The sequence below is a fragment of the Chryseobacterium sp. T20 genome, from assembly GCF_047345655.1.
Classification (GTDB): Bacteria; Bacteroidota; Bacteroidia; order Flavobacteriales; family Weeksellaceae; genus Chryseobacterium.
Genome location: NZ_JBLFDU010000010.1, coordinates 83878 through 97118, shown reverse-complemented (window position 1 = coordinate 97118; position 13241 = coordinate 83878). Strand labels below are relative to the sequence as shown.

At 37.2% G+C, this 13241-nt stretch carries 13 protein-coding genes; 8 read left to right on the top strand and 5 right to left on the bottom strand.

The features are described from left to right. Positions 1-30 precede the first annotated feature (30 nt). Positions 31-993: a zinc-binding dehydrogenase gene (locus ACMA47_RS19580; protein ID WP_413931129.1), complete on the bottom strand. Its 963-nt coding sequence runs from the start codon at positions 991-993 to the stop codon at positions 31-33. A 49-nt stretch (positions 994-1042) separates the two neighbouring features. Further along, positions 1043-2020 carry an alpha/beta fold hydrolase gene (locus ACMA47_RS19575; RefSeq protein ID WP_413931128.1) on the bottom strand — a complete coding sequence of 326 codons (978 nt, stop codon included), beginning with the start codon at positions 2018-2020 and terminating at the stop codon, positions 1043-1045. Between the two features lie 94 nt (positions 2021-2114). Between ACMA47_RS19575 and ACMA47_RS19570 the strand changes: the two genes are divergently transcribed. The 5 genes from ACMA47_RS19570 (at position 2115) to ACMA47_RS19550 (ending at position 6327) form a co-directional block, all read left to right on the top strand. Continuing rightward, positions 2115-2978 carry a LysR family transcriptional regulator gene (locus tag ACMA47_RS19570; RefSeq protein ID WP_413931127.1) on the top strand — a complete coding sequence of 288 codons (864 nt, stop codon included), beginning with the start codon at positions 2115-2117 and terminating at the stop codon, positions 2976-2978. 23 nt (positions 2979-3001) lie between these two features. Beyond that, positions 3002-3907 (top strand): helix-turn-helix domain-containing protein, encoded by a 906-nt coding sequence (locus ACMA47_RS19565; RefSeq protein ID WP_413931126.1) that lies wholly within the window; start codon positions 3002-3004, stop codon positions 3905-3907. A gap of 75 nt (positions 3908-3982) precedes the next feature. Further along, positions 3983-4819: an SDR family NAD(P)-dependent oxidoreductase gene (locus tag ACMA47_RS19560; protein ID WP_413931125.1), complete on the top strand. Its 837-nt coding sequence runs from the start codon at positions 3983-3985 to the stop codon at positions 4817-4819. Positions 4820-4896: 77 nt separating this feature from the next. Then, positions 4897-5454: a Crp/Fnr family transcriptional regulator gene (locus tag ACMA47_RS19555; protein WP_413931124.1), complete on the top strand. Its 558-nt coding sequence runs from the start codon at positions 4897-4899 to the stop codon at positions 5452-5454. 69 nt (positions 5455-5523) lie between these two features. Continuing rightward, positions 5524-6327: an SDR family oxidoreductase gene (locus tag ACMA47_RS19550; protein WP_413931123.1), complete on the top strand. Its 804-nt coding sequence runs from the start codon at positions 5524-5526 to the stop codon at positions 6325-6327. Positions 6328-6669: 342 nt separating this feature from the next. On the opposite strand, the gene ACMA47_RS19545 is transcribed toward ACMA47_RS19550, so the two are convergent. Both ACMA47_RS19545 and ACMA47_RS19540 read right to left on the bottom strand, forming a co-directional pair. Next, positions 6670-6810 carry a hypothetical protein gene (locus tag ACMA47_RS19545; RefSeq protein WP_158521371.1) on the bottom strand — a complete coding sequence of 47 codons (141 nt, stop codon included), beginning with the start codon at positions 6808-6810 and terminating at the stop codon, positions 6670-6672. A 73-nt stretch (positions 6811-6883) separates the two neighbouring features. Beyond that, the gene (locus ACMA47_RS19540; protein WP_413931122.1) at positions 6884-7402 is read right to left on the bottom strand and encodes a GNAT family N-acetyltransferase; all 519 of its coding nucleotides are present in this window, start codon (positions 7400-7402) and stop codon (positions 6884-6886) included. 581 nt (positions 7403-7983) lie between these two features. Between ACMA47_RS19540 and ACMA47_RS19535 the strand changes: the two genes are divergently transcribed. After that, positions 7984-9744 (top strand): lamin tail domain-containing protein, encoded by a 1761-nt coding sequence (locus ACMA47_RS19535; protein WP_413931121.1) that lies wholly within the window; start codon positions 7984-7986, stop codon positions 9742-9744. A gap of 107 nt (positions 9745-9851) precedes the next feature. Here the strand turns inward: ACMA47_RS19535 and ACMA47_RS19530 are convergent, their stop codons facing one another. Then, positions 9852-10325, bottom strand: coding sequence for a hypothetical protein (locus ACMA47_RS19530; protein WP_413931120.1), 474 nt, complete (start codon positions 10323-10325; stop codon positions 9852-9854). A gap of 552 nt (positions 10326-10877) precedes the next feature. Here ACMA47_RS19530 and ACMA47_RS19525 point away from each other — a divergent pair. Both ACMA47_RS19525 and ACMA47_RS19520 read left to right on the top strand, forming a co-directional pair. Further along, a complete protein-coding gene (locus ACMA47_RS19525) occupies positions 10878-12017 on the top strand; it encodes a helix-turn-helix domain-containing protein (protein WP_413931119.1) in 1140 nt (379 codons plus the stop codon). Between the two features lie 154 nt (positions 12018-12171). Further along, a complete protein-coding gene (locus ACMA47_RS19520) occupies positions 12172-13230 on the top strand; it encodes a serine hydrolase domain-containing protein (protein WP_413931118.1) in 1059 nt (352 codons plus the stop codon). Positions 13231-13241: the final 11 nt, after the last annotated feature.

Here is a 13241-nt window from a genome sequence, read left to right as displayed (position 1 = left end):
AAATAGTTCCGAAAAGTTCTATGAGAAAAACTAAACTGACAATACAATCTTACCAAACAGAGGTTTTTCCCGTTTCGAATCCTCTATTCTCTGATGGGCTTTTTGAACCTCTTCAAGCGGATATATACTATCTATCACAGGTTTTACGTGTCCGGTTTCAATTAATTCAGTGATGTGATGCAGCTCATCTCTGCTTTGTCGGGTAAAAACAAAATGATACGTTGCATTTTTTTCCCAGGCATTGATGAGGTTTTGAGGTTGTGGAATATCTACCAGCGTTACCACAGAACCATAATCCGCTAAAGCAAGCGGACTGTCTGAAAGTGTTGTTCCTCCTACAGTATCAATAATCACATTAACTCCTTTTCCTTTAGTGTAGGTTTGTATTTCTTCAATCCAGTTTTCCTTATGGTGATCAATAACAACATCTGCTCCAAGGTTTTTTAATTCCTCATGCAGAATGCTTTGTCCGGTAGTGTAGACAAAAGCACCTAATGCCTTAGCGACTTGTATGGCAAGAGTTCCTACGCCACCTGCACCGCCAAGAATGAGAATGCTGTCTCCTTTTTTCAATTGAGCTCTTACCACAAGCATCTCCCAAACCGTTCCTCCAATAAGTGGAATGGCAGCAGCCTCTTCATAGCTGATGTTATCCGGCATTCTGGATAATGAAGACTCATCAGTAAGGTGATACTCCGTATAACTGCCAGAGCTGCCAAAGCGAGGAGAATAGTAGACTTTATCACCAGATTTCCATTTTTTGACCGCTCCACCTACTGCAATAATATCACCGGCGATATCATGACCCGTTATAATAGGGAGTTCGAAAAATGACACATAATCTCCCCGTCTTACCTGATAATCAAGAGGATTTATCGAAGTAGCCCTTACTTTTACTAATACCTGAGAAGGGTTTGTTATAATAGGAACAGGCGTTTCCGCAAGTTGCAGAACTTCAGGTCCGCCATAGTTTTTAATGACAATTGTCTTCATAATGAAATGTTTCGCTTATTTCTTAAATTGATTCAATAGCTTATAGTCACTATCGAGGTAATGTTCCCATGAATTCAAAAATTTCTGCACCTATTTCTTCTGCGTTTGTTTCCAGAGCAAAGTGTCCGGTGTCATAAAATTTTAATTTCGCTTCCGGTAAATCCTTTTTATAAGCTTCAGCTCCTGCAGGAAGGAAATAAGGATCTTTGTTTCCCCATACCAGCAATAATTTGGGTTGATACTTTCTGAAATATTCATGGAATTTTGGATATAAAGCCACATTGGTTCTGTAATCTTTCACCAGATCCAGCTGAATTTCTATATTTCCCGATCGGTCAAGGAATTTCTGGTCTAGAGTGTAGGCTTCCGGGGCGATCAAAGAATGATCAGATACACCATGCTGGTACTGAAACAGAGTCACTTCTTTAGATACAAAACCTTTTAATGCAAGACGGTTGGCTTCCGTTGTGTCCTGCCAGTATTTTTGGATCGGATTCCATTCATTGCTTAATCCTTCTTCATAGGCATTTCCGTTTTGTGAAACGATCCCTGTAATTTTCTCAGGATTATTCATGGCGAGGCGTAAACCTACCGGAGCGCCATAATCAAAGATGTAAATGGCAAAACGTTTCATATTCAGCTTTTCTACAAATGCCTCTACCGTTCCTGCAAGATGGTCGAAAGTATAAGAGAATTCCTTATGATCCGGAGCATCAGAATAACCGAATCCCGGGAGATCCGGAGCTATGACATGGTATTTTTTGCTTAAAATCGGGATCAGATTTCTGAACATATGAGATGAGGTAGGATATCCGTGCAGAAGAAGTATCGTTGGAGCATTGGCCGGACCTGCTTCTCTGTAAAACAGATTTAAATCATTGACTTTGATGTTGCGGTAGTGGACAGGGTGATTTTCCATAATGTGATTATTTACATGTAATTTTTGATTGGTTTGTGCCAGTGTCATAGTGCCGGTGAAAAGGGCAACTGATACACCTGCAATAAATTGTCTTGAAATTATTTTCATTTATTTTTTTTGATAGTCCAAAATTAATACGGATATTTGATTATTAAAAACGATTAATTGTAATAAATTAAATCACTAATAATGATTAATTAAGATGAACATTAATGATTTAAAAATATTTGAAGCCGTCGCTGAAACGGGAAGTTTTACAAAGGCAGCTACTGTGATGTTTACGGTTCAGTCCAACGTTACGGCAAGAATAAAAAGCCTTGAAGATGAGTTTAATACAAAGCTTTTCTCCCGTACATCCAGAAGAGTAGAGCTTACTTCTGAAGGGATGATCCTGATGCAGTATTCAAAACAGATTCAGCACTTGGTAGAAGAAGCAAAAAATAATATCCAGAGTGGTGATAATATCAGAGGATGTCTGAAAATAGGTTGTATAGAAACAACAATGGCGCTGAAAGTTCCGGAAATCCTCAATACTTTTGATGAAAAATATCCGGATATTGAGCTGGAATTCAAATCAGATACCAGAGATTCAGTGCTGTCTGATGTTTTGAATTACAACCTGGATGCTGCCTTTGTTTCTGCTCCTGTGAATGCCAAAGGACTGGAAAAAATCTGCATTAAGGAAGAGCAGCTTGTGATTCTTACTTCTTCAAAAGGCTCGAATCTGCAGACATTGATGGAGAAAGAACCCTTGAAAATAGTGGTTTTTGATGAAGGCTGTATTTTCAGGGAAAGGTTAGAATCCTGGTTAAGCCACAAAGGAATTCTTAACTACAAAAGTACAGTTCTGAATTCTATTGAAGGAGTCATCAACTTTGTGGAAGCAGGGTTGGGAGTCAGCATATTGCCGGAAGAAGTGGTTACTAAATATTATGCCGGAAGAGGAATTAAAACCTATGGACTGAATAAGCAGCTGGGAACGATGAATACCATACTTGTTTTTAGAAAAGACGGACCGCAGTCAAGAGCATTACAATGTTTTATTGATATGCATTTAGAAGTATAAATTTTAACAGGAAAATAAAGGCTATGGCAAAAACTACCGAGACCCTTGATGAGTTTTACAGGAATAAATATGGAGCACTATCAAGTGATTTTCCCCAAAATGACGGCCATTTTAATGTCTTTAGAATTGAAGACAGAATAAGCTCTCATACTTCCTCACCCACCTTTATCCGAAGAGATTTTTATAAAATTATGCTGTTCAGTGGTGACAATATATTTCATTACGGAGACCGGAGTATTCCGGTTACAGGTAATACTTTACTCTTCTTTAATCCTCATGTGCCTTATACCTATGAACCTTTGAAAGCAGGGACTCATGGTTGTTTTTGTGTTTTTAAAGATGAGTTTTTTAAAGGGAATTTTCGTTTGAATCTATTCGAACTTCCTTTGTTTGCGGCAGGTACACATCCTGTTTTCAGCTTAAACGAAGAAGAAACGTCAGAAATCAAAACGATATTTGAAAAGATCATCAGAGAAATTGATTCAGACTTTGTCTATAAATATGATCTCATTAAAAACTATGTGAGTGAACTGATCTATTATGGGATGAAGTTGCAGCCCGTCAATACAGCTTCTGGGCAGACCAATGCATCGTTTAGAGTCACTACTGTGTTTATGGAATTGCTGGAAAGGCAGTTTCCTCTTGAATCAACAGCTCAGCGTTTCGAATTGCGCTCTCCAAAAGCTTTTGCCGATCGGATGAGTATTCATGTCAATTATCTCAACCGGGCCATAAAAAAACAGACAGGCCGCACCACTACAGAACATATATTTGAAAGGCTAATCTCTGAAGCCAAGGTTCTTTTAAAATATACAGACTGGAATATTTCAGAAATCAGCTATGTGCTGGGCTTTGAAGATCAATCCCATTTTAATAACTTTTTTAAGAAGCAGACAGACAGCAGCCCCACAAGTATAAGAAGGGTTTGAATTTGACAATTATTGGTTTGTATATGACAAAATACCGGTGAATGTATGCGGTAATTTTGTGAAAAAATAAAATTCATGAGTCATACAAAAATCTGGTATATCACCGGAGCATCTAAAGGAATAGGTTTTTCATTGGTTAAAAAACTTTTAGAAAATGGGCACAGAGTGGCTGCCACTTCAAGGACCATTGAAGCATTGGAGAAACTAGATGTGAATCCGGAAAATTTTCTTCCTCTGGAAGTGGATTTAAAAAATGAACAATCTATCGCACAGTCTATTGAAAAAACAGTTCAGGAGTTTGGAGGGCTGGATGTTGTAGTGAATAATGCCGGCTATGGGCTGGGTGGAGCTATAGAAGAAGTAAGCAACACAGAAATTGAAGAAAATTTTCAGATTAATTTTTTTGCTGTTGTAAAAGTCATTCAACAGGCATTGCCTTATTTAAGAAATCAGCGTTCCGGACATATTATTAATATTTCATCCATTGCCGGTTTTGCTCCCGGGCTGGGCTGGAGTATGTATTCTTCTGCAAAATTTGCAGTAGCAGGTTTATCAGAAGCGCTGGCTAATGATTTGAAGCCATTGGGAATCTCTGTGACAGCAGTTTTGCCCGGGTGGTTCCGTACCCATTTTGCCAAGCCGGATTCTATTGCTTTCAGTCAAAATCAGATCGATGATTATCAGTTCCTGAGGACAGCTCATCAAAGAATGAATGAAATGGATGGTAAACAATTAGGAAACCCTGAGAAGGTAGCAGACGTTTTTATCAAACTGGCAGATCATGCAAATCCTCCGGTATTGCTATTCCTCGGAAGTGATGCCACCCAGAGAGCCGAAAACAAAATTGCGGAACTGACTAAATATATACAATATTGGAAGGAACTCTCCTCATCCACAGATTTTAAAGAATAGCGCTACAGTCATTTTAATGATGTTATTTTTTACCAAATGGTAAATAGGCCCAGATGATAATGGCTAACTTTGTTATCATGAAAGAGTTTATAGAATATATCCTGCAGTTTGGTCATTTGAACCAGCAGCAGATAGACCTCATCACAAGCAAAGGAAAAGAGATTGAGCTGAGCAAAGATGAGTATTTTGCAGAAGCAGGAAAAGTCCTCAGGCAGGTAGGTTTTATTCTTGACGGGATCATTCGTATCTGCTATTATAACAACAAAGGGGAAGAAATTACCAAGATCTTTATTGAAGAAAAACATTTGCTCTTCAATCTGAAAAATGTGCCTTCCACAGAATATATTCAGGCCGCAACGGACTGTATATTGCTGGTATTTTCTAATCAGGATTGGAAAGAAATTTCAGATACCATTATCGACTGGGAAAATATTATTCAAAAAGTGACGAATAAAGCCCTTGCCCAAAAGCTGGAAAGAGTAAGTCCGTTAGTCTCTCAGGATGCTACCACCCGCTATCTGGAATTTATGGAAAAATATCCCACGTTGGTCAATCGTATTCCTTTGTCTTATATCGCTTCTTATCTGGGAATTACTCAGCAGTCATTAAGCCGAATCAGGAAAAATATCCGATAAGATGCTTTTTACCAAATGGTAAACGGGTTCTTTTTTTATCGTTGCAATATCAATCTAAAATAATAAAAAATGAACCCAACAATTTTCATTACAGGCGCTTCATCAGGATTAGGAAAATCTACCGCCAAACTGTTTGCATCAAAAGGCTGGACGGTAATTGCAGCAATGCGATATCCTGAAAAAGAAACTGAACTTACAGAATTCTCCAACATCCATCTCCTGAAATTAGATATCAGCGATCCACAACAGATTTCCGGAATTGCTTCAGAAGCAGAAAAAATAAGCCCGGTGGATGTAGTATTGAATAATGCAGCCTACGGACTTATGGGACCTTTTGAAGGAATTGCGGATGAAGAATTAGCTCAACAGATTAATACCAATTTCTTAGGAACACTACTGGTGACAAAATCATTTCTTCCTTATTTAAGAGCCAGAAAAAATGGAACAATTATTACGGTAACCTCATCTACAGCTAATATTCCTTACCCGTTTGTTTCCGTGTATGCTGCCACAAAATCTACACTGGAGAAATGGACAGAAGGAATGAGCTACGAACTGAAAGAGTGGGAGATTAAGATTAAAACAGTAGTTCCTGCTTATATGCAGACCAATTTCGGAAGCAATGCACAAATGGTTTCCCATCCCGATTATCAGCATATTTTCAATCAATATATAACAGCCATGAGAGCGGATTCATCTGCAAAACGCGATACTCCTGAAACCATTGCTGATATTGTGTATGAAGCCGCCACAGACAATAGAGAGCAGCTTCATTATATTGCTGGCGAACTGGCAACTTCTGAATATGAATGGCTGAGAAAAGAAGGTATAGAAACGGTAATTAATGAGATGAATGAGCGTTTTTTTGGTTAATATGCATTCGCAATTATTGTAGTGTAAATTTTTAAGTGGCATCTATCATTTTTGCTGTTGCAAAGTTGAATGGATAATGGCCTGTTAAAAATGGATGTTTTTTATATTACTTCCTTAGAGAGAATAGTTTATGGCTACCTGATTATGAGTCAGGTACTCTGAGAAATGGAAATATTTTGTGAGGGAGATCTGATGATCTGCCGAGGGTTCGAGTCCCTTCTTCCAGGAAAGTTCAGAAGAGGGGTCGATTCCCTCCAACTCCCCGAAAAGAGAAGCCTGGAGTTTGATTTTTAATTACAGTCAAGGACAGTTAATCCTCAGCAGCAAGATGATAAAGGTGTACTATACTTTAGATATTGCCTGGTAGAATCCTGAGGCATTAACGAATATTCCGCCTTGAGGTTTCCAGCCACGGAGGATGTAATCGTTAACTTCCTGTTCTAAATTTTCTAAAATAAAATTGGAGAGTACTTTGTAATTCATGCTAATAGATTTTAGTTTTCTCGAATATACAAATAATTCATTCATAGCCTATGCAGACAAATATCGTTTTCTCTTAATCATCAAGTCTGTAAATAAACTCCTCAATCTCCGTTTGTCTGGCATTGGCAAACCCTTTATCGGTACCGATTTTTACAAAACCACATTTTTCCAGAACCTTTTGTGACCCCAGATTATCAAAGGCAACCCGTCCAAAAATGGGTCTTGCGGTTTCAATTGCGAGAAAACCTTTCAAAGCGTTTGTGGCAATCCCTTTTCCCCAGAAATTTTTATCAATCCAATAGGTAATTTCTGCATCGCCTTCCATGATAAACTTGGCAATACTTCCAACGGTCACTGTATCTACAATAATCGTTTGGTTGTTGACTGTAGGGTCAGCCAGTAATTTGGTGAATTTAGCGATATAAGCTTCTTTATTCGTAGAATCTTTTGATGTAAATGCTGCCAGATGATTCGCTTCATCATCAAGCTGAAACTGAAAAAGAGTTTCTAAATCGTCCACTACAGTCGGCCTAAGTTTGATGTCATATTGAATATCTTTCATGGTGTGAGATAGGTGTTGGTTGGTTTTCAAATATAGAATTTATTTGCGCTATTTACTTAATGGTTTGATCTTTAAAAATTAAATTATAAAAAATTTACTTTTACCACAGATGGCACAGATTTTCACAGATGTTTATGGTTAAAGTAGTGTGCTTTTTATTTTTAAGTATTTTAGAAATTTAAGAGAAAAAATCAAAGATTTTTAAAAACTTAGGTGTACTTTTTCAGCGTGAGAATATGCTCTTCATCTTACTAAATTGTTTAAAACTTTTGTGACTTTTGTGGTTTATATTTTTCCACAGATGACACAGATTTTCACAGATGTTTATGTTTAAAATAATGTATTGTTTATTCTCAAGCATTTTAAAAATTTATGTGTACTTCTTCAGTGTGATGACATGCTCTTCATCTTATTAGATTGTTTAAAAACTTTTGTGGCTTTTGTGGTTTATATTTTCCCACAGATGACACAGATTTTCACAGAGGCTTATGGTTAAAATGATGCGTTGTTTTTTATACGTACAAATGCCTATCGTCTACAGTACAAATACTTGGCTTTAAAATCGGAAACTTATACCTTAAAATTCGCTCTTTTTTCGTCGTTACTTTGGTATGTTCAAAAGAAGCTTCAAAACCCTGAACAACGGCAGCATCCGAAAAGCCAAGAAAAGAGTAGGAACCATATCCAATATTATTATTATCATGAAAAATCCAGAAAATGTTGCTCCCTTTGTAGAAGCATCACAAATTATTACAGAACTGAAAGACAGAGCTAATGATATTCTTTCAAGTGTTTTAAGTACAGAACTGTCTGCGATCACCATTAACGGAAAAGGAAATTTTCCTTATTACTGGCAGGACCCTTCTAATCTGAAGTTTAATAAGAAAACTTACGATTGGATCTCTTCCAATCTTAGAGCCAATACTGAGCCGGTACAGCTGGATCAAGTGTTTACCAATTATTTTATTGATGCTTTCTCAAAAGTCAACTATTCTTTATCTGTACAAGATACTGCTGTACTGAATGATGCCCATACAAGAGCTACAGATCAACAAATGGCTTTACTCAATGCCTGGGTAGCGGCTTATAATACGCTTCCTCCAGCTACCGATACCATGCAGCCTATTGATATCATTATGGATAAAATAGCTACTGAATGGGCGAATCCTTCCACTACTTTGTACCAGATTCAGAAGAGTGATAACCTTGATGCGTTACTGAATAAGACCCCGGCAAGCGGTAAACCTATTCTCCCTGTCTTAGCCAATTATCTGGATGCACTGGGCGCTACGATATCTTTACAGAACAATGTAACGATGAACAACGGTTACCTTTCCAAAGCATTGAAGAATGTACAGAATCCTAAAAAAGAAAATGGCGGACTGCTGCTGAATGACGACAGTATTTTACCAGCTTTTGAGGTGACCACTCCGCTTAACGAAATTTTAAACGGGCTTAAAAATACAGCTCAGACCGCTCAGATTGATATGGAAGTTACCCGTGAATCTGAAAGCCGTTTCAGTGTTTCCGTAGAAGGGAAGACTGGTTTTTCTATTCCTATCTTTGATTTCTTTACCTTAGGAATTGGGGGGAATGCCAATTATTTCAGTGAAGATATTGCAATCAGCAAAAACTCCATCCAGATCTCGATGATGTTTACAGGGGTTACGCTTGTGAACTTTGGACCCAAAGACTTTAATATTGCCAGCAATATGTACTGGGCTTGGTTTGATCCGATCCGTAAAGCACAGATCAACAGCAGAGATAAAGAGGAAGAAAAACATATCTCAGGATATAAGTTTTCTCCGGATCCAGGGATGAAATTCGGACCTGAAGGGCCTTTCGGGTTACTGAATGGAGTGGCAATTTCCAATTATCCTACTGTAGAAATCACGGTAACAGGTGAAGATTATAAAAGTATTCAGAAAACCTTTGAACAGTCTACTTCTGCCACGCTTTCTTTCTTAGGAATTCCGTTGGCAAGCGTTAAAGAATCTACGTATTCTTCTTCCTACTCTGTCGATCATTCTAAATCTTCCATCAAGATTACACTCAGTCCTCCGCCAAGCCTGGTGGCTGGGAACAACAGAGATTCCATAGCATGGGTTCTGGGTGCGGTTGTGGATTATCCGGCAGAAGTGAGTGATGATGTTGAACTTTTTAGTGATGAAGAATTAGTAGCTAAAGGAGCATATCCCAACTACCAACTGTATAAAGATAACTTCGGAACTACTTATTGTTCTGTAAAAAAAGTAAAATCTCATGCCGTGGGTGCTACATGGGTAAGTGAATGTCTTGCCGCCCATCCGGGAACAAGCCCTGCTGGAAAACCATGGACAAGCCCAAAACAATCCGGGGTAATCTGGCCATAAACTAATAAAAAATAAGTAATAAAAAATAGACTGTCTGAACAAGGCAGTCTATTTTGTTAGATTTTATTTCAAGATCTTCTTATTCTGAAAATTGACAGTTTAAAAAACTATTTGACCAGGAGATAGATTCCTACACCAATAGCTGCATAAGCCGTAACGGTAAGAATATCAGCAATAGGCTGCGAAAATCGTTTTTCTGCAATTCTCTCGCTATTGATCTGGTTCTTGTGGAATTTCAGACTTTTCTTAGCATTACGAACGGGATGTGCCACCAGACTATCTCCTTCCCAACGGTCAACAATGACTTTATAACTCTTGTTGTCTACTTCAATTCTGACATTTTTACCCGCAGCCAATTTCTCCTGAACATTGATCGGTGTAGGAGCTGGTTTTGCACCCAGGCTTGGAGCTGCAGCAGCGGTTGTCCCCATCATTTGAGAAGAAGTATTATTCGCTATATCGGTATTCTTTTTAGGGCCCTGATTATTGTTGACAGCCGGATCCACTGGCTTTTTTACCTGATAGGTATAGCAGCTGGTAAGCGTAGATAATATAAGGATGAAATAAAGATTCTTTCGCATAAGCCAAATTTAAGAATTAAACGGAATATTTGGGAGTTTGTTTTGAAAGATGATGTTTTTTTTGAAAATTCCTACTGCTTTTCATGCAAAAAGTTTCCTGACATTCGTTGGGATAAAGTAAAAGGCAAAGTGTTGTTTTTATTGTGTAAGTTTTATACAAAGGGATTTCAGTTAATATCCTTGTCAAGGATATAGCAATACCATTGATTATGCTGATGAAAAAGGACTTTTAGATCATATTGTTGTCTTTAGAATGTTTGATTTATAATGCTAAGAACCACACGAAAGGACTCGTGCGGTAGCGGGGGGAGATTCTTCCTTCGTCAGAATGACAAAGACACAATTATTTGACTTGTTTATATGATTGATTGAGAATATAACTTCTTTCTTCCAGCTCCCATCTTCCCACCTCTCACATCCAACAAATAAAAAATCCAGCCAGTATCAATCAAATTTTTATATTTGCATGGGTTGGACAGGACTCTCAAAAGACGGCCGGACTACCTATGAAAACTTAAAAATATAATAACCCAAAACAAAGAAAAATAAGGAATGGATAAGAGTAATTTATTAATTATTATAGCTTCGGTTTCTATATTCATTTCCATACTTCTTGCTATTTTCCTCGTTACCGTAAAGACGAAACATAAAGTAAGTAATGTTTTATTTGCTGTTTTTCTGATCCTTAACGCTATCGATATTTGTGATCCTTTGTTTTATATGGTGGTGGATGGACCGTCTAACCTCGGAATGTTCAAAAACATGTTTGTCTTTCTGCAGATTCCGGTTTTTTATCTCTATGTGTTATCCGTTTGTTATTCGGATTTCAAACTGAAACCTCAGCATTTGCTGCATGCGATTCCGTTTATTATTACTAATCTTGCTTTAGTGCCCCGTTTCTATGGTGTAGATACTGCCTCCAAAATTTTCTTTATTGAAAACCGTCAGAACATGATGGAACTGAAGTTTAATCATATTCTACTCCATGTTCAGATGGTTATCTACTTCGTTGCGGTTTTCAGGGTATTAAGAAAGTCGAAAACGCTTTATCTTGAAAATTATGCAGGAAAAAATATAAACTCCTACAACTGGCTGTTTCAGTTTACGGTGGTATTGTGCATTGTATATGGCATCGCTCTTTTAAAGAATATCCTTAAATTTTCGGATTATGTTTACATTTCAGAAGGGATAAAAGCCGGACTTTTATTATTATCCCTTTTCATTATATGCTGGTATCTTTTCAAAGCTCTCAATCATCCTGAACTTTTCAGAAATGTGGATTCAAAATTGAAACTGGTATCAGAAATGGTTTCGGAAGAGAAAAAGAGTGAAGGACCTGTGACAAGTGACAGTGAATATAATGAAGAACTTTTGAGATTAAAAAACTATATGGTTGAGAAAAAACCTTTTCTTAATTCTTCTCTCACCATTCAGGAGGTGTCCGGTGAAATTGAAATTCCGGTCCGTGAATTGTCTCTTTTGATCAACCACCAATTAGGACAGCATTTCTATGATTTTGTAAATACTTATCGCATAGAAAATGCAATGGACATCCTAAAAGATGAAACTAAAAGTAAGGTAACAGTCCTTGAAATTCTATATGAAGTGGGTTTTAATTCAAAATCTTCATTTAATACTGCCTTCAAAAAACACACAGGAACTACGCCTACATTGTATCGTAAAAACCTGTAATACAGTATTTTGTAATTACTCGTACGCTTTTTGGGAATGATTCGTACGTATTTTTTCTGGTAAATGTGAACGATTACTTTTATTCGGTCGCCAGCTTTGAGGAGCTTCCACATCTTTGTATCGAAATTAATATTTAACATTAAAAAACGATACAATGAAAACTTCATTACCATTCTTAGCAGGTCTTTTATTTTTAAGCAGCTTTACTTTCGGGCAAAAATTTTCTACAAAGATTGATTCTATTATTCAGGATAGTTATAAGAAAAATCCATCGGTAGGAATCAGCGTTGGTTTTATCAATAATAACGAAGAACATTTTACTTCTTATGGTAATCTGAATGCTGAAAATAAAAATAAGATTGACAAAAACTCTCTGTTCGAAATTGCCTCTATCACCAAAATCTTAACTACCAATTTAATTGCTCAGGCAGTGATAGACCGCAAAATAAAACTGGATGATTATATAGATGGCTTCCTTCCCAAAGAATATGTTTTGCATCAAAATCTTAAAAACAAAATCAGAATTTCAGATCTTGCCTCTCACCAATCCGGATTGCCTGATATCGACTTTCCAAAATTAATAGAACTGAATCCTCAGCAGCCTATAAGCAGTGTGACCCAAAATACCTTGACCACTTTAATCAATACCTGCACTGAGTTGAAAGATTATGGAAAATACAGGTATTCTACCATGGGTTATACTTTATTGGGACAGATTCTGGAAAAGGCATATGGGAAGAGCTATGATGTTATTGTTAGAGAAAAATTAACGAATCCCCTGAAAATGACTACTACATTAACGAAAGATTTTAATGTAAAAAACAGAACAACAGGTCACAATCAGGATGGAGGAACTCAGGAATTTTTCAATTGGAATGTAACTGCTCCTGCCGGATTAGTGAAATCTAATTCTGCCGATATGATCAGGTTTTTGAAGGCTGTATTAAATGATAAAACCAAAGTAGGACAGGCTTCCATAATAGGGGAGAAGATCTTTTACAAGGATGAAAAAAGAGAAATGGGATTAGGCTTAAATATCTCAACAGATGATCAGAATACACTGTATATAAAATCCGGAGATTCTATGGGGCAGTCTTCCATTCTATGTTATAACAGGGCTAAAAAGTGGGGAATTATTATCCTTCTTGATCAGAGAAACTCAAAGATGAGACAGGATCTTCTGAATAAGATTTATGATACGGTCCTGCAATAAGTATCGTTAAA

What these genes read in the sequence shown, in the direction of transcription:
- ACMA47_RS19535 (WP_413931121.1), top strand. Translation starts at nt 7,984, where the DNA reads ATGTTCAAAAGAAGCTTCAAAACCCTGAACAACGGCAGCATCCGAAAA.
- ACMA47_RS19550 (WP_413931123.1), top strand. Translation starts at nt 5,524, where the DNA reads ATGAACCCAACAATTTTCATTACAGGCGCTTCATCAGGATTAGGAAAA.
- ACMA47_RS19560 (WP_413931125.1), top strand. Translation starts at nt 3,983, where the DNA reads ATGAGTCATACAAAAATCTGGTATATCACCGGAGCATCTAAAGGAATA.
- ACMA47_RS19530 (WP_413931120.1), bottom strand. Translation starts at nt 10,325, where the DNA reads ATGCGAAAGAATCTTTATTTCATCCTTATATTATCTACGCTTACCAGC.
- ACMA47_RS19555 (WP_413931124.1), top strand. Translation starts at nt 4,897, where the DNA reads ATGAAAGAGTTTATAGAATATATCCTGCAGTTTGGTCATTTGAACCAG.
- ACMA47_RS19520 (WP_413931118.1), top strand. Translation starts at nt 12,172, where the DNA reads ATGAAAACTTCATTACCATTCTTAGCAGGTCTTTTATTTTTAAGCAGC.
- ACMA47_RS19575 (WP_413931128.1), bottom strand. Translation starts at nt 2,020, where the DNA reads ATGAAAATAATTTCAAGACAATTTATTGCAGGTGTATCAGTTGCCCTT.
- ACMA47_RS19565 (WP_413931126.1), top strand. Translation starts at nt 3,002, where the DNA reads ATGGCAAAAACTACCGAGACCCTTGATGAGTTTTACAGGAATAAATAT.
- ACMA47_RS19525 (WP_413931119.1), top strand. Translation starts at nt 10,878, where the DNA reads ATGGATAAGAGTAATTTATTAATTATTATAGCTTCGGTTTCTATATTC.
- ACMA47_RS19545 (WP_158521371.1), bottom strand. Translation starts at nt 6,810, where the DNA reads ATGAATTACAAAGTACTCTCCAATTTTATTTTAGAAAATTTAGAACAG.
- ACMA47_RS19570 (WP_413931127.1), top strand. Translation starts at nt 2,115, where the DNA reads ATGAACATTAATGATTTAAAAATATTTGAAGCCGTCGCTGAAACGGGA.
- ACMA47_RS19580 (WP_413931129.1), bottom strand. Translation starts at nt 993, where the DNA reads ATGAAGACAATTGTCATTAAAAACTATGGCGGACCTGAAGTTCTGCAA.